Genomic DNA, 23675 nt, shown 5'->3' on the forward strand with positions numbered 1-23675 from the left:
AAAAGGGGGATCGCCCGTGCAAACAGGCGATCCGGCATAACAAAAACTACGCGACACGCGGTGACGCTGAACGAGACACGTTTCTGACCGCTTCCTCGGCTCGCGCTGAATTACTCTGAATGCTGGCTATCACCTCTCCGGCCTGACGCATCAAATTAACGCCGCGAGCCGTGTTTTTCAGGTTATTTTCGATATCTTCCAGCACCTTTTTGGCCAGCTGATTATTGCTGGACACCACGCGCCCTATCTCTTCGGTCGCTTCATTAATTCGGGCCGCCAGGGTCCGGACTTCAGCTGCCACAATGGCGAAACTGCGTCCGGACGTGCCGGCCCTGGCCGCCTCTATTGCCGCATTCAGGGCGATGAAACGCGTCTGCTCGGCGATGTTGCGAATGGTATGTACCATATCAGCAATACGATCCGACTGTCCGTTTAAGCCAAAGACATCTGCGGATACGCTGTTCATCTCTTTCGCAATTTCGGCCATCGTTCTGACGCTGTCTTCAATCACATCCGCGCCCGTTACCGAGCTTTCGCGGGTTTGCTGCGCCATCTTCCACGCGTGTTGAGCCGCCTCATTTTCCTGCTGGTTCTGCAATACCTGCTCGGTGACGTCACTGGCGAATTTGACAATCTTATACATCCGCCCCTCTGCATCAAAAACCGGATTATAGGTTGCGCGCAGCCAGATAGTTTCGCCATTACGATTGAGCCGCGGATACTGCCCAGAGAAAAATTCTCCCTGATTCAGACGCTGCCAAAACTGCTGATATTCCTGGCTGTTGCGCAGCTCCTCAGAGCAGAACATCCGGTGATGCCTGCCCAGTACCTCGTCTGCCTTGTAGCCCGTTGCTTTGAGGAAGTTTTCATTTACCTCCAGCACTTCACCGGCTTTATTAAACGCGATGACCGCCATTGAACGGCTGATGGCCTGCACCAGCGCATCCTGCTGCTGTGCCTCACTGATACGCTCGGAGATATCTGCTGCCAGCTTAATCACCTTGATGACGCGGCCATGTTTGTCTTTTACTGACACATAGCTGGCTTCCAGCCAGACCGGATGGCTGTCTTTGCCCAGGCGCAGGTATTTACCACTAAAGCTCTTGCCGCTGGCAAGGCGCAGCCAGAACTGGCGGTACTCGGCTGAGTTCACCATTGATGGCGGGCAAAACATACTGTGGTGACGACCCACAATCTCTTTCGCGTCGTAACCCATCTTGCTCAGAAACAGGGCATTTGCGCGAAGAATGATGCCATCTGGGGTAAATTCGATGATCGGAACCGCATCGTCCAGTGCTCTGAGCGAATCGGCGGCGTGTTTATGCTGGTGTTTAGGAAAAACAGAAAATAGTTTTTTTAATATTGTCATTTTTATACTGCCATATTGAGTGGTCTGGATGAGTTATCGGCAGGATAAAGAACGGGCTTGAGACAATGGCGAATAAACAAGCAACAGATTGTGACAAGGTTAATAACTTCGATACAGGGCTGAATACCGGACGCAGCGCTGCCTGATGACCGCGTTAAAAGGGGAAAACTGTCATTGTGCTGAGAAACATGTGCACTTCAGGTCAATCGCGCTATCGGCGAAAGAAGACGTTCTCATCGTCCGCGATAAAAGCCCAAAAAAAAAGCTGCCATCAGGCAGCTCTTTCGCTTTGCTCAACATAACGCTGTTATTTATACAGCTCAGCAGTCATGTGAACACGATCGTTGGTATTGGCTTCGATGATTTTATACTGTGCGCCCTGCTGCTCAGCCTGGGCAGCAATTTTCGCTTCTGTGCCATCGAGCGTTGAACCGGTGGCGGTAACGGTTTGTGCAAAAGCGGAAGCTGACATCAGTGAGAGCGCAGCAACGGCGGCAAGTGAAAGTGTTTTCATGGTTTTCATAATCCTGTTCCTTATCTTGTAAGCGGGAAAGCGGTTCGCTTTCGATGGGGATAATGATAACCACTGTTATTAATACATAGTTAACAATAAGTGCCGTTATTGTGATCATGCTATCTATTGCACTGATAGCGCTTTGCTGCTTTTAGTTCTGCCGGATTGACTGAAGAACATGGGTAATGATTGCCATAGCAGGTTTTAGAAAGCGGATGAGGGATGAGTTGCTTGTCATGGAGGCGTTGAGAAGGCGGTTAGCCGGGCACACTCAACGCAAAACAATTGATTGCGTGGTGCATTTAAAACGGGCGACACAACAAAAGCCGCCCGGGGGATCCGTCAGGCGGTGGTGTTGATATTGCGCCCTACCGCCGGGTTAGCAGGAAGCGCGGTGACGCCTTCAACCAGTGTCGTGATGGTATCTGCCTGTTGGTTCAGGGTTTTCTTTAACAGCGTCGCATTGGCTTCACCACGTGCCTGCCATTGCTCCAACCCTGCAGACAGCGTTGTGAGTTGCTGAATATCCATGCAGTTGCTCCTTATGTTGACTGAGCCCCGAATGGGGGTCACATAATACCGGCGACGGATTTCGCCAGTTGCGCATAAAGTATCGGCAATGATGAGATAAACTTGAGGATGGTCGGTGTTTTTTTAAGCACGACCTCTGGATGCCGACAGAACAATGATTCGCGCTAACCCTCAGACGAAAATGATACATGTCGTCAACTCTCGTCTCGTTTCATCCCACGCTCATGCCTTCCTGACCGCGCCCCGCGTCGAGTTAAGAACCCCTGTCGACCTTGCCTGTCTTCAACCCCGTCCCGGCAGCATCACCTCCACCAAAAGTCATCCTTATCCCAACGCGACCTGATGCGCAGAATTACTGCGATTCAACCAGTCAGAACCCTGCATAAATGAGAAGTATGTCTAATATTTCCAACAAAAAAACGTACAGTAACTTTACCAAAACATCAGTTTATGTAAACAATCTGAACGCCTGTTATCAGGCTTACCGATCCTAAACAGAGGAACTAACCATGAAACTGAAAAAAGTTAGCAAGAAATCCACGAAAAAACTGGGCGGCGCAACCTGCGGCTAACCCATGCATATAAAAATCGGGGCCGGTCGTTTGCACCGGCCCTGCTGTCCGCGCTGAAGGAAAAAATGCCATGCAAAAAAATTATCAAACCTCACCCAAATTTGTTCATAACCTCTGGACCACTAACGAAGATGGTGAGCACTACCTTCGCTTCACGGGTGGGCTATACGAAGTAGAACAAGGGGATGCGCAAGATTTTTATAAAATACGTGGTTACTGCACCGGCCATAATACCATCGCTGACATTGCTAAAAAAACCAACGTTCCCGTTCAGCGCATTGAGGAGATGGTGACTTCTCTTAGCGATATTGGGATGCTCAGAAACGAAAAAAAACCGCACAATGAAGACATCCTTGAAAAAACAATTCAGGCGTGTGAAATGTGGGCCGAGCAGGTTGAAGAAACGCATCTGTTCAATAAATTTCTTTATGGCGATACGCACCGTAACGTTCTGACAGGCTTCTTCATAGAAACCTGGCATTACATTAAGGCCTTTCCGGACATCATTAACGTCGCCATTAAGAGTACAGACAACCCTGAACTTCAGTCTGTACTGATGACTTATAAGCTACAGGAAACTGGCCACGAATCATTCATATTAGAAACTCTAATTAAATTAGGTATGAAGCAGGAAGAAGTTGAAAATGCCATTCCGCTCGTTTCAACACTGAATTTGATTAATATGATGAAGGCGCTGTTCATAACACATCCCTCGACGGTCTTTCTGATTGCAAAAGTGATCGAGTCTCACGATTTTGACGAGGCTGAGGTGAAAAATGCCATTCAGGACATTAATAGCCATTACGATCTTCAGCCTGGAACTCTTGAACCTTTCTTCAAACACTCTCAAATTGATTATGAATTAGGCCATTCACGTCTTCTGGACGATCATCTGCATCTTGTTACCCTTGCTAACATGGAAGAAACGTCCTTCATACTGAATGCCCTACACGATATCAAGCATGCCATCGATCTTCAGTGCCTTGAAATTGAAGAGTATTATTCGAAAGAAGGTAACTATATTCCTCGGCAGCGGGTCGACTACTTCGGGATTTGACTATGTTTCCTGTCCTGCTCTCGGCGCTTACGTCAGGTGTTTCAATGGCAGTGTTTTTTACTGCCATTGCCTGGTTTATTGAGAGTACATTCGGGTCGAGTTTGCTGGTTTCAACGGTCTTGTCATCGGGCTACATCATCACGTTCTTTGCACTGCCCTTCATTGGACATATAACGGATAAAACGACATGTAAGCGGATGCTGACGATTATGTATGTCCTGGGCGCCATCAACGCTCTGGCCTTTTTTTTAATCAATCCAGGCGAGCTCAGTGCCCTCCTTTCGTTTACGGTCATTTTGTTATCTACATCCGTATTTACGTTGATTCGCGCCTCTGATCAGGTCATTCGCGCCACCTATATGAAAAAGGTGTTGCCTGAGCAAAAGCTTTACCACGCGAACCGATTGTTGGAAATGGTCAGGCAGGGAATAACGTTTCTTTCAGGGGGCGTGGCGTTTTTTATCCTTCAGGACAAATCTATTCACAACGTGTGCTTGGTTATGCTTCTCTGCTTCACGCTGTCATTACTGATTAACGTTTTTATTCCGGTGGATAATGTCAGCGGCGCTGAACCTGAAAGCCATAAAACGTTAAAAGGTGGCATGTATGTTAAAGGTTATGATTTCTTTCTGGGGGAACAAAAACGCGTTGTAGAACTGCTTTCTTTGTTTCCATATATCTGTGTGGTGTTTCTAAATGCCTTATATCCTGCGCTGTTTACACAGATCGGTGCCCCAGTGAGCGCATACGCGATTCTGGTGGTTCCTTACGGGCTGGGCGCAATTGCGGGTAGCATGTTAAATTCTCAGCGCTATCTGCCGACCCTGAAATCTGTATATCTGCTTTTTGGCACGGTGTTTACCCTGGGTTTACTGCTTCCTTTACTCTTTAAAACCCTCAGCGCCGTATATGCGTGCCTTTTCCTTATCGCCTTCTGCCATTGCCACATCAGGGTAAGACGAAACACACTGATCATGACCCAGTCAGACAGCCAGGCGCTGGCTCGTATCCTCTCCTTTAACGAGATTGTATTTATCTGTCTCTCAACGGTATTAGGCCTGGGATTAAGCGTTATGGCCGATCGACTGGGATTCTGGCTGGCCTGGGAAAGTGTCATTGGTCTTAATATCGTGGTTCTGATGCTGATTACAGCGGTACGACGGGTTCCGACATCAACGATCGCCGTGAGTAATGCAACAGAAAATGGGCGCTAAAGGAAAACGGAGATCGGTGCCGAAGCCTGATCACATCAAGGCGTTAAGCGCCAATCGACTGCTCTGGCATGGCGCGCAACCATGGCTGACAAAAGCGTTGAATCAGTATCTGTTTTAACTGAGACGTTGCCCTGTATTCTTAAACAAACATCGGTTCAAAACTCACCGGAAAATTCAGTGAATTTGCGATAAAACAGGCTTCGTGGGCGTGATGATGCAGTGCTTCGGCTCGGGCTACATCATCTTTATTACGCAGCGCCACTCTGGGTTTTAGCGTAATGCGGGTAAAATGGCCACGATCCCCTTCGACCATGGTGCCTTCAGCTGAATCCTCATAAGCGTCAATAATAATGCCGGCATCGGCGCAAAGATGCAGATACCACAGCTTATGGCAGGCCGATACTGACGCCAGCAAGAGCTCCTCTGGATTCCAGCGCGCGGCATCACCACGAAATGCCGGATCGGCACTAAGTGCGACCGTGGCTTTACCTTCACCGGACAGTTCGCCGTTTCGGTCATAGGCCGTGTAAGACTGCGTCCCGGCGCCGCGATTACCCGTCCAGCGCACGTTGACCTGATAATGATGCTCCCGTGTTGCCATTCGAGGCTCCTGTGAAAAGTGGTTATCGCTATTTGCGTTTATGGGCAACGGCCAGCATCGTGCGGCCCAGTTGGCGTTCGGCCTGGGCATAGTCACGCTGCGCGACGACAACGAACAGCGCGTCCAGGATATTTAACTGCGCGATGCGCGCAGCCGCGTTTTCACCGGTCAGCGGCGAGCCCTGGGCGGTCGAGCAGATAACGGTATCGGCAAGGTTAGCCAGTGGTGAACCAATGGAATTAGTAATGGCAATGACCGGGACGCCTTGCAGCTGCGCGGCCTTCACCGCTTCGATAATGTCTTTAGTGCGGCCGGAATGTGAAATGGCGACAACCACATCCTGTTCGTTCAGTAACGCAGCCGACATCAACATCATATGCGGATCGTCGTAGGCGGCCGACCGCGTGCCGATGCGCAAAAACTTATGCACCGCATCCCGCGCGATTTGCGCCGAGCCGCCGAAGCCGTAGAAGTCTCGCTGGCGGGCGTTTGCCAGCAGATCTGCGGCTTTTTCAAAGGCCGCCATATCCAGGATAGCCAGTGTTTCTTCAATAGCCTGAACAGAGGTGCGAAAGACCTTACTGACGATCTCACGCGTGGTATCGCTGGGAGAAAGCTCCTGATGCATTTCGGTGATGGGCAGGCGGTTATACAGGGCTGCTTTTATGCGTAACTCTTTGAAACCCTTGAAACCCAGCTTCTTTGCTGTCTTCACCACCATCGCCTCTGACATTTCGCAACGGCTGGCAATGGCTTTGATAGAGACATTCTCATCAAAATCGCTTGATAACACGGCGTGAACCAACCGGGCTTCAAGAGAAGTTAATGAGGCGATCATTAGTCGTAACCGGGGACCTATAGCACTGACATCATCAGCTCGATTACTCATGACATACCTTGTTGGATGATTATTTTTTAAATCTATCATGTCATGAGGTCCGATCGCCACGCCGCCCCATGGTCGGCATGGCGATGCATCAACAGGGTTTACAAAACTTACGCCTTTCGTGTGACAGCAGGCGCTTTATTGCGGAGCTTCCGCCGCTCAGAGAGCCACTCTTTAAGCACAACACCGCCCGATGCCACTATCAAAATCGCGCCCCACAACGCGAGCGTGATGAACTGGCTAAGATCGAGCAGAATCGAGGCGGTAGACACCAACTGCAGAATCAGCAGCGACAGAATCACGCCGCTGACCCGGCCAAATCCACCCAGCGGATCGACCCCGCCCAGCACCGCAGCCAGAATAGCGACCAGCAGGTAGCTTTCACCGTAGGCCGCATTCGCCGAATCGAAACGCGCCATCATGATAATGCCCGCGATACCGGCAAATAAACCCGAGATCAGATAAACCCATACCAGGCTTTTGCGCGTGTTAATGCCGGAATAATGGGCCGCTCTTTCATTGGAGCCGATCATGGCAATCGATTTGCCCAGTGGGGTTTTATTGACGAAAATGCTTAACGGAATAATCGCCAGTGCAAAAATGATGAGTGCAAAAGGGATGCCAAACACCGTACCGTTCCCGATAAACACAATCGGCGCCGGAAAGCCGGAAATCACATCGCCATGGCTGAATCCGATGGCAATGCCCTTCACCGCCGTCATCGTGCCCAGCGTCGCCAGCATCGGCGGCACGCGCAGGTAGGCCACCAGCACGCCATTCAGCAAACCCACCAGCGCTGACAACACCAGGCCCAGCAGCAGTGCGCCAATTTGTAGCAGATCCCCTGATGCTCCCTGCATTTCAGGCATGAAGGTGGTCAAGGTGTAGGCGACCGTTAACGCGCACAAGTTGGCGGTGGCGATGATCGAAAGATCGATACCGCCGGAAAGCATAGGAATCATCATGGCGAGTGCAAGAAATCCCAGTTCCGGCAGCTGGAAGCCCATCGATCGCAAACCTGCCGCCGCAAACAGTTTGTCGCCTTCAAGCAGCCCAAGACCGATCACCATAACTATCAGAATAAACAGCAGCCGGACGTTGGTGGTACCCAGCCGTTTTTCCACCTGCTCCAACACGTTGCCAGTCTGCTTCATGATATTGCTCCTTCATCGACGAGCTTGTTCTGTTTGCGGGTTTCTCTGGCCATCATGATCATAGCGGCGATGATCACCAGGCCGGTGCTGAACAACGACCAGTAAGATGAAACACCCAGCAGGATCAGGCCATTCTGCATCACTGCAATCAGCACCACGCCCAGGACGGTGCCCAGAACGGTTCCCTTACCGCCGGTCAGGCTGGCACCGCCGATGACCACCGCCGCCACCACGTCCAGTTCCCTGCCAACCAGTGCCGTCGGGGAAACCGACTGGGCAAGTTGTGCCTGAACCAGCGACGCCAGACCAGCCAGCGCCCCCATGTAGCCATAAACCAGCATATTCAGTTTGAACACGTTGAAGCCTACGCGTTGCGCGGCATCCGGGTTGCCACCGGTGGCATAGATTTGTCGGCCGGTGTTACTTCGGTTGAGCAGCAGCCACGTCAACACAAACGCCAGAACCAGAGCGATAATCTGGAAGTTCAGCGCATAGGTAGCCCCTTGCGCATCGGTATAGAACACCAGTTCAAACCCGGCGTTAAACCAGTCCGGCAGCATGAAAATGTCCTGGCCGCTGGTCACCGTCAGCAGAATGCCGAAGAAAACGTTTAGCGTTGCAATGGTGATAATCAGCGCGGAGGTCCGCAGCACGTTAACCAGCACGCCATTGATAAAACCCAGTACGATGCCCAGGCCGATAGCAACGGCAAAAATGCCCACCCAGCCCAGCCCCATATTGTTCGCTAAGGTCAGGGCGACATACTGGGTAATGGAGGCGGTGGCCGCAAAAGAGAGATCGATGCCGCCGGTAATAATCACCACCAGCAGGCCCGCAGCCATGATGCCAATAAAGGCTGTTGCGCCTGAAACGTCCAGGAGGTTTTGTAAGGTTGCGAACTCCGTGGTGAATACGGTCAGGAACACAATCATCAGGGTCATTACCGCCAGCAGGCGGCATTCGTGGGTGTGAATAAAACGCGGGAGGAAATCACGCATTTACTGCCTCCTTTAATTCTTCTTCGCTGCAGCGGCCAGGGAAGTATTCCCCATTAAGCCTGCCGCCGCGCATCACTAACACCCGATCGCTGTGATAATAAATCTCGGGAATCTCATCGGAAATCATAATGATGGCGATACCGCTGGCGGCGAGTTTCCGCACGATGGCGTAAATACCGTCTTTGGCATGAATATCGACGCCCACGGTGGGGCTGTCCAGGATCAGCAGTTTGGGTTGCGTCGCCAGCCATTTTGCCAGCACCACCCGCTGCTGGTTGCCGCCTGACAGGGTTTTGACTTTGTTGTCGGGATTACCGGCTTTGATAGACAGGGAGGCAATCGCGTCGTTGACCGTTTGCTCATACAGGTCGTCACGAATGAGTCCGGCTTTGTTCACCAGCTTCTCCACTACAGAAAGCGTAATGTTAGCGCTAATGGACTGCTCCAGTACCAGGCCCAGTCCCAGACGATCTTCTGACAGATAGGCAATGCCGTGTTCAATAGCATCGCGGTTAGATCGCATTTGTACGGCATGACCGTGGAGTTTTATTTCGCCCTGATGTGGGCGCGTCAGACCAAACAGGCTCAGCGCTAATTCGGTGCGTCCCGACCCCAACAGGCCGGTGAGACCGAGAATTTCGCCACGCCGGATATCAAACGAAATATCCCGATACTCACCTTTACGGGACAAGTTGCTGACTTCGAGCACCGTTTCGGTTTGCGGTCTGTCTTTGGCAACGGATTCATAATGGAACTCTTTACCCGTCATCAGCGTGGCCAGTTTACGGTCTGACATCTCGCGGGCATCAAAGGTGCCCAGCTTCACGCCATCGCGCATCACGGTCACGCGATCGGCAATTTCCAGTACTTCATCCAGACGATGGCTGACAAAAACAATCGTGATGCCGCGCTGTTTAAGCTGCAGGGTGAGCTTCAGTAAGGCGTCCACTTCATGGCGCGTCAGGGAGGAGGTGGGTTCATCCATAATCACCAGCCGGGCATTCGCCGCCATCGCCCGGCAAATTGCCACCAGCTGACGCTGAGCAATAGAGATATCAGCCACTTTGTCATTCAGGTCGAGCGAAACGCCAATGCGCGCAACCGCTTCGGCCGCTATCTCATAAATCTTTTTCCAGTTAACCCGTTTAAAGCGGCCGGTATGCTGACCGATGGCAATGTTCTCCGCCACGGTTAAATTAGGGAACAGAGACAGGTCCTGATAGATCACCTGCACGCCCAGACGGGTGCTTTCTACTGGCGTTAGCGGCGAAACCTCATTTCCGCTAATCGTAATACGGCCACCCGGCTCGGGCTGATGTACGCCAGACATTACTTTGATCAACGTCGACTTACCGCAGCCATTCTGTCCGCACAGACAATGTACCTCGCCCTCTTCAAGCGTGAGGCTGACATCTGAAAGTGCATGCACGCCGCCGAATATTTTCGATATGCCATCGAGTTGTAAAAATGCAGGCATAGCACTATCCCTTACCTAATCAGAATACGGGGAACTGGCCGGGTTCTGTTGAACCTGGCCAGCATCAGCATTGATGGTGAGAATTACAGACCGAGTTTGACGAGATCGTTAACGTTGGCTTTGGTGATCTGAAGGATGCGGTCCACCATGATCACCTTGTTTTCGTTATCCACAGTGGCTTCCCCCAAACCCGGAATGGTCATGCCGGTTTTGAATTCCGCATTATCCAGCGCGAGGCGGGCCACATCCGTCATGGCCAGTCCGGCTTCTTTCGGACTCCACAAGAAACCTTCACGAATCACACCAGACATAATGTATGCCCGCGCCTGGGAGGGAATAGTGGTCCCCACCAGGGCGATTTTTTTCTCCAGATGACGTTTTTTCAGCACGTTACCTGCACCGATCGGACCGTTCGAGCCCATCGACATAATGCCCGTCACGTTCGGATGTGCTTTCAGAATATCCTGCGTAACCCGCTCGGATTCATCGATAAAGTCCGCACCAGGAAAACGGTCGGCGGCCAGTTTCATATTCGGGTAGTGCTCTTTTTGGTAGGCGATAGCGGCATCGGCCCACTGATTGTGACCCGTGGTCGTCAATGTGCCGACCAGCACGACATATTCCCCTTTTTCACCCATCTCGCGCGCCAGGGCTTTCATCTGTGCTTCGCCGTAAGCTTTCGCGCTCATGAGCTCCACATCCCAGGTTTTGCCTTCCTGGTTTGGACCTTCCTGAGTGATCACCATGATGCCCGCATCACGCGCACGCTTCACGACCTGCGCGGTGACTTTGGTATCCAGCGGAACCAAACCAATCACATCAACTTTTTTGGCAATCAAATCTTCAATCAGCTTCACCTGCTGCGCAGGATCGGCTCGCGTAGGTCCCACCATTGAGGTTTTAAGATTGTTTTTTTCGCCGCCCTCTTTTAATCCCTGATTAAGGATATTGAACCAGGGCACACCGGCTTCTTTCACTACGGTCACCATGGTTTTGGTTTCGGAGGCCAGTGCGGACATGGGAAAGGCTAAACTTACTGAGACGGATAACAGCGTAGAGATGCTTAACAGTTTAATTATATTGCGGCGATTCATTTTGCTACCCCTGGTTATCATTAACATGATGAAATCTTCTCTTGTCAGAAATTGATATAAAGCGTCAGCTGCCAGCAATGACGACAGCAAATAAATAATCAACCCTGAAAAGTGGGTATTCGTAGTAATAAAAAGAGAAAATAAACCGTTCTACCGGTTAAGGGTTTTTCCCATTTTCCAAAACAAACCGCATAATTGTCCTGGCACACTCAATAATTTACTTAAATGAAAAATAAAGTAAATTACCTACCACCAATAAAGATTCCTTCTTTGATAAAGCTCACACATTTCATTAACAAAATCGCGGCAGCGATCAAACTGAATCGTGGATCTGGGCTTCTTCATGCTGGCTTTCCTGCGCGTTAAGGTAGCCGAGCGTGATGCTGAAGCAGGCCCGTTCCCCTCCGGCCAGTGACCGCACATTCCCGGCACGCTTTTCTGCCAGATAACCTTCAACGCCGCAGGTCGCCGGCATCGCGAAGGCGCACACCTTCTGCATGTTATTCGCCAGAATCCAGCGCGTCAGAAACGGGAAGTGTTCCGGGTTATAGTTCACCGTAAAGGCATCACCTTCCGGCCGCCTGAGCATGACATGGACCTGACCATCCTCGGCTTTACGCAGATTTTTGATGTAGAAAACCAGTTCAGGATCGGGCTGCAACTCAGCGTTAAGCACTTCTGTGCTGGCGGGATCGTGCCTGAGCTGCTCAAGCCTTGCCAGATAGGCATCATTCGCTTTCACGATGGCCGGTACTGACGAACGGATCACCGTGTCGGCCGCCGTAAAGGCCGCAGGCTGAATGATGCGAGCGCCTTCGACATAGGCAAAGTTAGCATGGCACATGTACATCAGATCCATGGGATTGCGCGACAGGTTCTCTACCTCCATGCACACTTCAAAGGTCGCGCTGTCCGGACGGATAACCACCCGCGGCTGGGCCAGATAATGGTCACCAAATCCCATCAGGTATTCACGCTCACTCACCAGTGCCAGCCACGGCCCCTGCGCATCCTCGCCCGTTTCAATACGTGCCCGCTGCATAGGTGCAACAGGCATTTCACCGTGCAGAGCGTGCGTGTCTTCCGCTGTGGGGTTACCGTTGCGCAGCAGCCCTGAGTGATACATAAAGCAGCCGTAGGTGCCGACAATATCGCTGGCAGGACGTGGCTCGGTAAAACGGCTTTGCATTGTCAGGTCAACGCCATCAAACATGGCCTGCCAGATCATCTGACCAAAATAAGGAAGCACCACCAGATGACCGCGGGCGTTTTTCAGCCGCACGGCTTCGATTCCTGATTCATAGGTAAATAACGTCGCGCTGCACCCCGCTGCCTTGACGATCTCTATGGGTTGGGTACGGAAAAATGCCTTCTGGAGCTGGAAGGTGGTCGGTAACAGTGTGTGTTGCATAACTGGCCTCAAAATTTACTGATTATTGTTTTTTAGTAAACAAATCCATCTTGTGATCGCGCACAGTTTATTTCAATGGGGGATTTTCTATTTTAGGAATGTCAGCCGTTGGAGAAGCCTTCCTGCGCCGTTGAAAACAGAGGGAAAATGAATAAGGGTCGTAATGAATCTTAATACTATAATATTGGGATATTTATCACAGATTATTTTTATTATTGGCAGATGCCAATAATAAGGGGAGAGGGGTTATTAATCTCTGCCCTGATTATTTTAATAAGGGCAGTCTCCTGTGCGGTTGGGAAGGTGCTGAGAGGTCGGTTTTCAGAATCTGATGTTGTAGCGAACAACATCATCAACCTGGGCTAGCTTGTCGTAGAGTTTACGCGCGGGGTTATTTTCATTTGTCACCCAGTACACCTTTGCCCAGCCCGCCTCACGGGCTTCATCGCAGACCCGCGTGATGAGCGCTTTTCCCGCTCCCACGCCACGCGCATTTTCTTCAACGAAGAGATCTTCCAGATAGCATACGGGCTGTGTAAACCATGTGCCTTCATGTATCACGCAGACCACGAAGCCCGTCACCTTGCCATCAAATTCGGCCAGCCAACACATTAACGCTGATTCGGGCGACTGTATTCTCTGCCAGGTAGATAACGTGACGGCATCGTCCAGGTTCTGTCCGTAAAAATGCAGATAACCTTTCCAGAGGGTTAGCCAGGCAGAGTAATCCTCTGGTATGGCTTTGCGGACCTTGAGCATTGGAAATTCCTTTTGGTTAAAACAACAACTAAGCGATGACAATGCGGGTGAGCTTTACCCGACTCTTGCAGGCACATTGGTGCACTATCAGTAATGATAACGACAGGTGCGATCAGCAGGGCATCTTCACTAAGAGCATCGTCAAGCCGATGCGCAGAAGTGAGACGGTGTGACCAAAAAACTAAGACGATATTTTCGCGCTGGCGGTTTTCCTGTCCTTTTGAAAGGGAGTCAGCTGGCACCCTTGGTGAGCGTTTTTTTACTGTGCCTTTGTCCGTTTCTTGCCATCCAGCTTCAGCAGAATACGCGAGTGTTGCTCGTGAAAAGGTCGAATGATGCGGTTAACCTTATTGCCTCATGCAGCGATCCAGGCAAGCGTTAAGCATCTACATCACCTCACCATTCTCCTGCCGGTACTCCTTCGGCGTGGTGGCATAGCTTTTTTTAAACACGGAGTAGAAATACTGGAGCGACGGGTAACCGCACATCTGGGAGATCTCATTGATGCTCAGCGACGAGCCCGCCAGCAGCTCCCTAGCCTTCTCCAGCTTCTCACGGTGGATCATGGCATGAATCGTGTCGCCGGTTTCATCCCGGAAACGCTTCTCCAGGTTTGAGCGCGACATGCCAATCGCATCCAGCACCTGCTCTACCTTAATGCCCTTGCAGGCGTTGAAGCGGATAAAGTGCATCGCCTGGATCACGGCGGGATCGTGCAGTGAGCGAAAGTCCGTAGAGCGGCGGGCAATGACTTTTACCGGCGGTACTAAGATACGCTGCAGAGGCAGGGTTTGCTTATCCAGCAGGCGATGCAGCAGTTTGGCGGCCTGGTAACCCATCTGGCGCGAGCCCTGAACCACGGAGGACAGCGCTACCCGCGACAGGTAACGCGTCAGCTCTTCGTTATCAATACCAATCACGCACAGCTTCTCCGGCACCGGAATCTTCAGGTATTCGCAGGCCTGCAGCAGATGACGCGCGCGGGCGTCGGTGACGGCAATAATGCCGGTATGGGGAGGAAGCGTTTGCAGCCAGTCGGCCAGGCGGTTTTGTGCATGCTGCCAGTTCTCAGAGGCAGTCTCCATGCCCTGATAGACGACGCCCATGTAACGTTCGCGCATCACCATTTTACGAAACGCCAGTTCGCGCTCCTGCGCCCAGCGTTTGCCGCTGGAAGCCGGTAAACCGTAAAAGGCGAAACGGTTGATGCCGCGCGCTTTCAGGTGCAGAAAGGCACTTTCCACCAGCGCACTGTTGTCGGTGGCGATGTAGTGTACTGGCGGATAATCCTCTTCACGGTGATAGGAGCCGCCTACGCCGACAATCGGCACTGCCACGTCCGCCAGCGAACGCTCAATGGCACTGTCGTCATAATCTGCGATGACGCCGTCGCCCAGCCATTCATGGATATTCTCAATGCGGCAGCGGAAGTCCTCCTCAATGAAAATATCCCAGTTGGTCTGCGAAGCCTGTAAATACTCGCCAACGCCTTCTACCACCTGACGATCGTAAACCTTGTTGGCGTTAAACAGCAGGGTAATGCGGTATCGTTTTTCATGCATAGTGGCACATCCCTTTAACTCCCAGCGCATTGCATAGCACAGCCGGATGCGCCACAGAAATGGTTTGCGCCACAGTGTGATCGTTCACACGATTACAGGCGGCGGCGCGTTGCAGTGTCCATCCACACGGCCAGCAGCAAAATCGCACCTTTAACGATGTACTGCCAGAAAGTCGGCACATCCATCATACTCATGCCGTTATCCAGCGAGGCCATAATAAACGCGCCCATCACCGCGCCCGCGACGGAACCGACACCGCCGGCCAGGCTGGTACCACCAATAACGCAGGCCGCGATCGCATCCAGCTCGGCGATATTCCCGGCGGAAGGCGAACCGGCCCCCAGGCGCGAACTGAGGATTAGCCCGGCAATCGCCACCATCAGGCCGTTGATGGCAAATACCGCCAGCTTGGTGCGCGCCACGTTGATGCCGGAGAGCCGCGCGGCATCAATGTTGCCGCCAATAGCATAGATACGCCGCCCGAAGGCGGTGCGGGTGGCCATAAACATCCCCACCAGCATGAGCAATGCCAGCAGCAGGACCGGTGTCGGTACGCCGCGATAATCATTCAGCAGCCAGATCGCGCCCAGAACCAGAACGGCGGTAATGGCCTGCCGTGCTACGGTGCCGGTGGCGGCTGGCTGAGCCAGACCCAGTTGCTGACGGCGCAGCCGCAGGCGCCACTGCCACAGAATAAACAGCGCCAGGCCCGCAAAGCCAAAGCCAAAACCGATACCGCCGGGCAGATAGCTTTGACCGATCTGCGACATCGCCGGGCTTGTCGGTGCCACGGTAGTGCCATCGGTGATGCCCACCAGAATGCCGCGAAACGCCAGCATACCGGCCAGGGTAACGATAAATGAAGGGACCTTGCGATAAGCTATCCACCAACCGTTCCAGGTGCCGAGCAACAGCCCCAGCACCAGCGTGACCACGATAGTCAGCGGCAGCGGCCAGCCCAGCCAGACATCGAAGATTGCCGCCGCGCCGCCCAGCAGGCCCATCATGGATCCAACAGACAGATCGATCTCGGCGGAAATAATCACAAACACCATGCCAACGGCCAAAATGCCGGTGATCGCCGTCTGGCGCAGCAGGTTAGAGACGTTGCGCGGACTGAGCCAGGCGCCGTCGGTGGTCCAGGTAAAGAACAGGGCAATCAAGACAATCGCCCCCAGCATCACCAGCACCTGCAGGTTACGCAGGCCGAGCTTGCTGGATACGTGCTTGTTAGCCGGTGCCGCTACGGCAGGTTTACTCTCGCTGTTAAGCATAATGTTCACTCCGCAGGGCGGCTTCCATCACCTGCTCCTGAGTCAGATTGTCGTTAATCAGATCGGCTTTGATTTGCCCTTCATGCATAACCAGAATGCGATCGCTCAGGCCCAGCACTTCAGGCAGCTCAGACGAAATCACAATCACCGAGATGCCCTGCTTTACCAGGGCGTTGATCAGCACATAGATCTCCTGGCGCGCCCCAACATCAATGCCGCGCGTCGGCTCGTCCAGAATCAGGATTTTCGGGTTGAGCAGCAGGCACTTCGCCAGAATCGCTTTTTGCTGATTACCGCCGCTGAGGCGACCAATCGGCAGCTCAGGCGAAGAGGTTTTCACCCGCAGTCGTGCAATGGCGGCGTTGATGGCGCGCAGCTCTTCGGCCTCATCAAGGGTGGAAAGCCGATGACTGAACTGGTCCAGCGCGGCCAGCGTGATGTTTTTGCCTACGCCCATCAGCGGCACGATGCCGTCTTTTTTACGATCTTCCGGCACCATGGCAATGCCGTGTGCGATAGCGTGCTGACAGTCGCGAATCGTGACTTTTTGGCCATTGATCGCGATGTCGCCCTGCCAGCGTCCCGGCCAGACGCCAAACAGGCACTGCACGGTTTCGGTTCTGCCTGCACCGACTAATCCGGCGATGCCGAGAATTTCGCCCTTTCGCAGGGTGAAGGAGACGTTATTCACCCGCTTCACGTGACGGTTAACCGGATGCCAGGCTGTCAGGTTATCGACCTGCAATACCGTGTCGCCAATGTCGTGAGGCGAATGAGGATAAAGCGCCGTGAGTTCGCGTCCGACCATCATGGTGATGATGTCATCTTCGCTCAGGCCTGCCGCTGGCCGGGTGGCGATGTGCTGACCATCGCGGATGACACAGATCGTGTCCGAGATAGCCTTCACTTCATTGAGCTTGTGCGAGATGTACACGCAGGCAATGCCGTGTCCGCGCAGGTTCTGGATGATGCTGAGCAGCACTGTCGTCTCCTGCTCGGTCAGCGATGAGGTGGGTTCATCCAGGATCAGTAAGCGCACCTGTTTGTTAAGGGCACGGGCAATCTCCACCAGCTGTTGTTGCCCCAGGCCAAGCTCACCCACGCGCGTATCCGGCGAGACGTTGAGTTTGACGCGCTCCAGCAGCTGCTGGCAGCGCAGCGTCATGGTTTCATCATCTACCATGCCGAAGCGCCCCAGCTCTGCGCCGAGAAAGATGTTCTCCATCACCGTGAGCTGCCGCACCAGCGCCAGCTCCTGATGGATGATGACAATGCCTTTGCGTTCGGTATCGCGGATGGTTTGCGCCTGAATATCCTCCCCGGCAAAGCGAATCTGCCCGTCGAAATCCCCGTGCGGATAGAGCCCGCACAGGATTTTCATCAGCGTCGATTTGCCAGAGCCGTTTTCACCGCACAGCGACAGCACTTCACCGGCATCCAGCTGCAGGCTGACGTTATCCAGCGCCTTCACCGCGCCAAAGCGCTTAGTGATGTTCTTCATTTCCAGCAACATCGTTTACTCTCCTTCGCGTAGCGCGATTAGAGTTCGCTTTTCTTGTGGAAACCGTCTTTCACCACGGTGCTGTCGATGTTGTCTTTGTTGACCTCAATCGGTGTCAACAGGCGCGCTGGCACGTCTTTCAGGCCGTTATTGAGCGTGGCGTTGCTGGCTGGCGTCTGACCGTTGCCCAGCTCGATGGCAATCTTCGCGGCTTCGGTAGCCAGCTCTTTGATGGGTTTGTACACGGTCATGGTCTGGGTGCCGTTCATAATGCGTTTGATGGCAGCCAAATCCGCATCCTGCCCGGAAATAGCCACTTTACCGGCCAGCCCCTGAGCGCTTAGCGCCTGAATGGCACCGCCCGCAGTGGCATCGTTAGAGGCGACAACTGCGTCAATATTGTTTTTATTGGCGGTCAGGGCATTTTCCATAATTTTCAGCGCGTTTTCCGGCAGCCAGGCATCCACCCACTGGTCGCCAACAATTTTAATACTGCCGTTATCGATGTAAGGTTTTAACACCTTCATTTGTCCTGCGCGGAACAGGCGGGCGTTATTATCTACAGGTGAGCCGCCCATCAGGAAGTAATTTCCTTTTGGTACCTTTTTCACCAGGCTTTCCGCCTGCATTTCACCCACTTTTTCATTATCAAAGGAAATATAAAAATCGATGTCGGCGTTATTTATCATGCGGTCATAGGCAAGCACTTTAATCCCTTCACGTTTGGCTTCTGCCACTACGTTACTCAATACCTGACCGTTGTAGGGAATGATAACCAGCACATCAACGCCACGGTTGATCATATTTTCAATTTGCGACATCTGAGTTTCTTCGTTGCCATTGGCTGACTGCACGAAGACTTTTGCGCCCTGCGCCTCAGCCTGTTTGACAAAGATGTCACGGTCTTTTTGCCAGCGCTCCAGGCGCAAATCGTCGATTGCCATGCCAATTTTGACTTCTTTTGCCAGACTGGCCTGGCTGAACAGGGCCAGCGCTGCAAGGGCAGCGAGTAATGCAGGTTTCATTTTCATCATGGTCATCCTGTAGGGTACGGTTATTGTCGTTGTAAGGCTATGAACCAGGCGGATGAATTGTTCACCTTATTTTCTGCTGCCAGCAATTACTGATTTTTATCCCGCTATTACGTTTTTTGGTTTATTTCTGTATTTATGAGCGCGATCGAAAATTTTACATTTTCAGACTCACCGATTGCGAGATAGGACCTGTCGGGCGTCATAAAGCCTTCATATTTTTTTGCGAGCAAGTGCACAATAAATAATTATCTTACCGGCTGTGTGAAATATCGTAATTGAGCGCGCTGAGAGCGGGTACGCACAATAACGCTTCTGGGTAACCCATTCGGGGCCGATGCTAAGGAGCAAACCATGCACGCTTATTTTGACCAGCTTGATCGCGTTCGCTACGAAGGAACAAAAACCACCAATCCTCTGGCGTTCCGTCACTACAATCCGGATGAAGTGATCATGGGTAAAACCATGGCCGAGCATCTGCGCTTCGCCGCCTGTTACTGGCATACGTTCTGCTGGAACGGTGCCGATATGTTTGGCGCGGGTGCGTTTGATCGTCCGTGGCAGAAAGCGGGCGAGGCGCTGGATCTGGCCAAACTCAAAGCGGACGTGGCGTTTGAGTTTTTTCACAAGCTGAACGTGCCCTATTACTGCTTCCACGATGTGGACGTGTCACCGGAAGGGGATTCGCTGAAAAGCTATCGCGAAAACCTGGCCGTCATGACCGATAAACTGCTGGAAAAGCAGCAGGAAACCGGGCTTAAGCTGCTGTGGGGCACAGCGAACTGTTTCACCCATCCGCGTTATGGTGCAGGCGCTGCAACCAGTCCCGATCCGGAGGTGTTTTCCTGGGCAGCCAGCCAGGTATGCAGTGCCATGAAAGCCACCCAGACGCTGGGCGGCGAAAACTATGTGCTGTGGGGCGGTCGCGAAGGATACGAAACCCTGTTAAATACCGACCTGCGCCAGGAGCGCGAGCAGATCGGCCGCTTTATGCAAATGGTGGTGGAGCACAAGCACAAAATCGGCTTCCAGGGCACGCTGCTGATCGAACCTAAGCCGCAGGAACCCACCAAGCATCAGTATGATTATGATGTCGCCACGGTTTATGGCTTCCTGAAGCAGTTTGGTCTGGAAAAAGAGATTAAGGTGAACGTCGAAGCGAACCATGCGACGCTGGCCGGCCACGCTTTCCATCATGAAATTGCAACGGCCATTGCCCTTGGCGTGTTTGGTTCGGTGGATGCTAACCGTGGTGATCCGCAGTGCGGCTGGGATACGGACCAGTTCCCGGTCAGCGTGGAAGAAAACGCGCTGGTGATGTACGAAATCATCAAAGCAGGCGGTTTCACGACCGGCGGCCTAAACTTTGATGCCAAAGTGCGCCGTCAGAGCACCGATAAGTATGACCTGTTCTATGGTCATATTGGCGCGATGGACACCATGGCACTGGCGTTGAAAGTCGCGGCGCGCATGCTGTCTGACGGTGAGCTGGATAAACGCGTTGCGCAGCGCTACAGCGGCTGGAACGGTGAGTTCGGCCAGCAGATTTTGAAAGGCGAGTTCTCTCTGGACGCGCTGGCGGCCCATGCGCATCAGCAGCAGTTTAACCCGCAGCACAACAGTGGACGTCAGGAGCAGCTGGAAAACCTGGTGAATCACTATCTCTATGATTTTTAATCCGTAAGGAGCGCGACATGGTAATCGGGATCGATATCGGCACATCCGGCGTTAAGGCTGTGCTGCTGGATGAGCAAGGCGTGGTTGTTGCGGTGGAAACCTCACCCTTGACGGTTTCCCGCCCGCAGCCGTTGTGGAGCGAACAAGATCCCGAAAGCTGGTGGCTGGCGACAGACCGCGCGATACAGGCACTGGCCCAGCAGCACGATCTGAGTGGGGTAAAAGCGATTGGCCTGACCGGGCAGATGCACGGCGCTACGCTGCTTGACGCACAGCATCAGGTGCTGCGCCCGGCCATTCTCTGGAATGACGGACGCAGCGGCGATCAGTGCCGTGAGCTGGAACAGCGGGTGCCTGAATCGCGTCAGATCACCGGAAACCTGATGATGCCGGGCTTCACCGCGCCAAAGCTGCTGTGGCTGAAAGAGCATGAGCCTGACGTTTTTGCTCAGGTCGCAAAAGTGCTGTTGCCCAAAGATTACCTGCGCTGGCGACTGAGCGGCGAATTTGCCAGCGATATGTCAGATGCGGCGGGCACAATGTGGCTGGATGTGGAAAAGCGTGACTGGAGTGAAGTGATGCTGGCGGCCTGCGGGCTGGCGCGTCACCACATGCCTGCGCTGTTCGAAGGTAATCAGATTACCGGTGCGCTGTCAGCGGATATCGCACAGCGCTGGAAACTGCCTCAGGTGCCGCTGGTGGCAGGTGGGGGCGATAACGCTGCCGGCGCAGTGGGTGTCGGCATGACTGCGCCGGGGCAAGGCATGTTGTCGCTGGGAACGTCCGGCGTCTATTTTGTGGTCAGCGACGGCTATCTCAGTAATCCGCAACGTGCCGTTCATAGCTTTTGTCATGCCCTGCCACAGCGCTGGCATCTGATGTCCGTGATGCTCAGTGCTGCGTCCTGCCTTGACTGGGCGGCTGCGCTGACCGGCTGCGACGATGTTCCCCATTTATTGTCAGAGGCGGAGCGGGCAAAACAGGATGCGCCGCCGCTGTGGTTTTTGCCTTATCTGTCGGGGGAACGCACACCGCATAATAATCCGCACGCCTGTGGCAGCTTCTTTGGCTTTACCCACCAGCACGGACGACCAGAGCTGGCGCAAGCCGTGCTGGAAGGCGTTGGTTTTGCACTGGCCGAAGGCATGGATGTGGTACACGAATGTGGTGTGACGCCCAGCAGTATCATGCTGATTGGCGGCGGCGCCCGTAGCGGCTACTGGCGCCAGATGCTGGCGGATATCAGCGGACAGACGCTGGATTACTGCGAAGGTGGCGATGTCGGACCCGCGCTGGGCGCAGCCCGTCTGGCGCAAATGGCGCTGGATGAGAATCTGACCGTGCCTGCCTTGAAGCAGGTGCAGCGCCACCAGCCGGACCCGGCGCGTCATGCGCACTATCAGCCGAGACGTGAGACGTTCAGCCGGCTGTATCAGCAGCTGCTGCCGTTGATGCAGCAGTAATCCAACCCGAGGGCAACAATGTTGCCCTTTTATCTGAGCGATGTCTCTCATCATGCTCACAACAATCTGCCACCGTGGCACTGTCGGGCTATCTTGCCCTCATCATTTCCTCAGGGTTCATAAAGGTTGCAGCGGCAGAACCTGACCCTGCGCGACCAACGATGCAAATCGCGCGATTCATGCGAAAAATTAGCCTGAAATTTGAAATGGTAGAGGTGCATCTGATACTGCCCTGGCTCACCACGTAAACCGGCTTCTTTGTGAGGCCGGTTTACATCAGTCAGGTTACTTAGCCAATTGCCCCCAGCGCATCGTCCTGACTCTGCTTCTTCGGCAGCAGGAACAGCGTTGCCACAATATCCAGCAGATAGATGAGCGCCAGTAAGGTAATGGCCGCCACGAAAGAAAACTTGCCTGCCAGCAGGCCGATCACCAGCGGGCCGAATCCACCGACGCCACGTCCCAGGTTAAACAACACATTTTGCGCGGTCGCGCGCACCTGCGGTGGGAAGGTATCCGAGATTAGTGCACCGTATCCGCCGATCATGCCATTAACAAACAGCCCCATCAGGGCGCCCGTAAACAGCATAACGGTGGGATCGCGCAGTTGCGCATAAACCACAACCATCACGACTGCGCCGAACTGATAAAGCAGGAAAATTTTCCAACGTGCAAAGCGGTCCGCCAGCACGCCAAACAACCAGATGCCAAAAGTCATGCCGACCACGGTTACTGCCGTCCAGAGGCCGGATTTTGTCAGGCTGAAACCGAAGTTTGATGAGAGGTAGCTCGGCATCCAGATCATCAGGCCGTAATAACCAAAGTTCTGGACGGAGCAGAGAATAAAGATCCCCAGACTGGCCTTGCTGGTGGCGCGGTCTTTAACCAGTAATTTCAGTCGGGCGGGAAAAGACAGCGAGGGAACATGTTTGATCTGACGGGTAAAGCTCTCAGGTTCGCCCATGCTGCGGCGAATGATAAACGACACCAGCGCGGGCAGCAGCCCCACAAGGAACATCCCGCGCCAGCCAATAACACTCAGCAACGGCGGCGTGATAAACGCCGCCAGCAGAACCCCCAGTTGCCAGCCGATCCCGACCCACGCCGATGCGCGGTTGCGCTTCTCTGCCGGCCAGGCTTCCGCAATCAGCGCCATGCCGATACCAAACTCGCCGCCGAGCCCCATTCCAGCCAGCGTGCGGTACGCCAGCAGATCCCAGTAACCCTGAGCCACCGCGCACAGGCCGGTAAAAACGGAGAACATCAGTATCGTAATGGTTAAGACACGAATACGCCCGTAGCGATCGCTGAGATGGCCAAACACGATGCCGCCAATCACGGCACCAATCAGCGTCCAGGTCACCAGCGAGCCCGCCTGTGAAGGATCAAGCGCCAGCGACAGGCTAATGGCAGGCAGCATAAATCCCAGAATCAGCAGGTCGAATCCATCCATGGCATAACCGCTGACGGCAGCCAGCATCGCTTTGGCAGGCGTAACGCTCTGCTTAGAAGAGGAAGAAGAGGACATGA

The 23675-nt window shown here is 53.3% G+C and carries 20 protein-coding genes; 4 read left to right on the forward strand and 16 right to left on the reverse strand.

Annotated features, from left to right (window positions below):
* Window positions 1–46 precede the first annotated feature (46 nt).
* The 3 genes from AAIE03_RS17875 to AAIE03_RS17885 all read right to left on the reverse strand — a co-directional run bounded on the left by AAIE03_RS17875 (window position 47) and on the right by AAIE03_RS17885 (window position 2414).
* Window positions 47–1369: a methyl-accepting chemotaxis protein gene (locus AAIE03_RS17875; protein ID WP_014332945.1), complete on the reverse strand. Its 1323-nt coding sequence runs from the start codon at window positions 1367–1369 to the stop codon at window positions 47–49.
* A 307-nt stretch (window positions 1370–1676) separates the two neighbouring features.
* On the reverse strand, window positions 1677–1892 hold the full coding sequence (locus tag AAIE03_RS17880; protein WP_013023962.1) for a YdgH/BhsA/McbA-like domain containing protein: 216 nt from the start codon (window positions 1890–1892) through the stop codon (window positions 1677–1679).
* 333 nt (window positions 1893–2225) lie between these two features.
* Entirely contained in the window at window positions 2226–2414 is a 189-nt protein-coding gene (locus AAIE03_RS17885; protein ID WP_014332946.1) for a YjfB family protein, read from the reverse strand.
* A gap of 642 nt (window positions 2415–3056) precedes the next feature.
* Here AAIE03_RS17885 and AAIE03_RS17890 point away from each other — a divergent pair.
* A complete protein-coding gene (locus tag AAIE03_RS17890) occupies window positions 3057–4043 on the forward strand; it encodes an iron-containing redox enzyme family protein (RefSeq protein WP_014594945.1) in 987 nt (328 codons plus the stop codon).
* A 44-nt stretch (window positions 4044–4087) separates the two neighbouring features.
* Window positions 4088–5257 (forward strand): MFS transporter, encoded by a 1170-nt coding sequence (locus AAIE03_RS17895; protein WP_019104657.1) that lies wholly within the window; start codon window positions 4088–4090, stop codon window positions 5255–5257.
* A 139-nt stretch (window positions 5258–5396) separates the two neighbouring features.
* On the opposite strand, the gene AAIE03_RS17900 is transcribed toward AAIE03_RS17895, so the two are convergent.
* From AAIE03_RS17900 to xylF, 12 genes are all read right to left on the reverse strand, one after another.
* Entirely contained in the window at window positions 5397–5858 is a 462-nt protein-coding gene (locus tag AAIE03_RS17900) for an OsmC family protein (RefSeq protein WP_014332948.1), read from the reverse strand.
* A gap of 28 nt (window positions 5859–5886) precedes the next feature.
* On the reverse strand, window positions 5887–6786 hold the full coding sequence (locus AAIE03_RS17905) for a MurR/RpiR family transcriptional regulator (RefSeq protein ID WP_014594942.1): 900 nt from the start codon (window positions 6784–6786) through the stop codon (window positions 5887–5889).
* A 68-nt stretch (window positions 6787–6854) separates the two neighbouring features.
* Entirely contained in the window at window positions 6855–7898 is a 1044-nt protein-coding gene (locus AAIE03_RS17910; RefSeq protein WP_014594941.1) for an ABC transporter permease, read from the reverse strand.
* Complete coding sequence (locus AAIE03_RS17915) at window positions 7895–8896, reverse strand: ABC transporter permease (protein ID WP_014332951.1); 1002 nt, start codon at window positions 8894–8896, stop codon at window positions 7895–7897. Before AAIE03_RS17915 ends, AAIE03_RS17910 begins: the two co-directional genes overlap by 4 nt.
* Window positions 8889–10373 carry a sugar ABC transporter ATP-binding protein gene (locus AAIE03_RS17920; protein WP_014604716.1) on the reverse strand — a complete coding sequence of 495 codons (1485 nt, stop codon included), beginning with the start codon at window positions 10371–10373 and terminating at the stop codon, window positions 8889–8891. Before AAIE03_RS17920 ends, AAIE03_RS17915 begins: the two co-directional genes overlap by 8 nt.
* Window positions 10374–10456: 83 nt before the next feature.
* Window positions 10457–11467, reverse strand: coding sequence for an autoinducer 2 ABC transporter substrate-binding protein (locus AAIE03_RS17925; protein WP_014332953.1), 1011 nt, complete (start codon window positions 11465–11467; stop codon window positions 10457–10459).
* A 313-nt stretch (window positions 11468–11780) separates the two neighbouring features.
* Window positions 11781–12878, reverse strand: coding sequence for an aldose 1-epimerase family protein (locus AAIE03_RS17930; RefSeq protein WP_014594939.1), 1098 nt, complete (start codon window positions 12876–12878; stop codon window positions 11781–11783).
* A 321-nt stretch (window positions 12879–13199) separates the two neighbouring features.
* Window positions 13200–13637 (reverse strand): GNAT family N-acetyltransferase, encoded by a 438-nt coding sequence (locus AAIE03_RS17935; RefSeq protein WP_014332955.1) that lies wholly within the window; start codon window positions 13635–13637, stop codon window positions 13200–13202.
* A gap of 386 nt (window positions 13638–14023) precedes the next feature.
* On the reverse strand, window positions 14024–15199 hold the full coding sequence (gene xylR, locus AAIE03_RS17940; protein ID WP_014332956.1) for a D-xylose utilization transcriptional activator XylR: 1176 nt from the start codon (window positions 15197–15199) through the stop codon (window positions 14024–14026).
* A 92-nt stretch (window positions 15200–15291) separates the two neighbouring features.
* On the reverse strand, window positions 15292–16473 hold the full coding sequence (gene xylH / locus AAIE03_RS17945; protein WP_014332957.1) for a xylose ABC transporter permease XylH: 1182 nt from the start codon (window positions 16471–16473) through the stop codon (window positions 15292–15294).
* Window positions 16466–17986: a xylose ABC transporter ATP-binding protein gene (locus AAIE03_RS17950; RefSeq protein WP_019104654.1), complete on the reverse strand. Its 1521-nt coding sequence runs from the start codon at window positions 17984–17986 to the stop codon at window positions 16466–16468. The genes xylH and AAIE03_RS17950 overlap by 8 nt, the downstream gene beginning before the upstream one ends.
* Before the next feature lie 26 nt (window positions 17987–18012).
* Window positions 18013–19005: a D-xylose ABC transporter substrate-binding protein gene (gene xylF / locus AAIE03_RS17955; protein WP_019104653.1), complete on the reverse strand. Its 993-nt coding sequence runs from the start codon at window positions 19003–19005 to the stop codon at window positions 18013–18015.
* A gap of 354 nt (window positions 19006–19359) precedes the next feature.
* Between xylF and xylA the strand changes: the two genes are divergently transcribed.
* Together xylA and xylB are read left to right on the forward strand one after the other, a co-directional pair.
* Entirely contained in the window at window positions 19360–20682 is a 1323-nt protein-coding gene (gene xylA / locus AAIE03_RS17960; protein ID WP_014332960.1) for a xylose isomerase, read from the forward strand.
* A 17-nt stretch (window positions 20683–20699) separates the two neighbouring features.
* Complete coding sequence (gene xylB, locus AAIE03_RS17965) at window positions 20700–22145, forward strand: xylulokinase (protein WP_019104651.1); 1446 nt, start codon at window positions 20700–20702, stop codon at window positions 22143–22145.
* A 289-nt stretch (window positions 22146–22434) separates the two neighbouring features.
* Here xylB and AAIE03_RS17970 read toward each other — a convergent pair whose 3' ends face one another.
* Window positions 22435–23673 (reverse strand): MFS transporter, encoded by a 1239-nt coding sequence (locus tag AAIE03_RS17970; RefSeq protein ID WP_013023945.1) that lies wholly within the window; start codon window positions 23671–23673, stop codon window positions 22435–22437.
* Between the last annotated feature and the right edge of the window lie 2 nt (window positions 23674–23675).

This window comes from Pantoea sp. Ae19-2, from assembly GCF_059801205.1.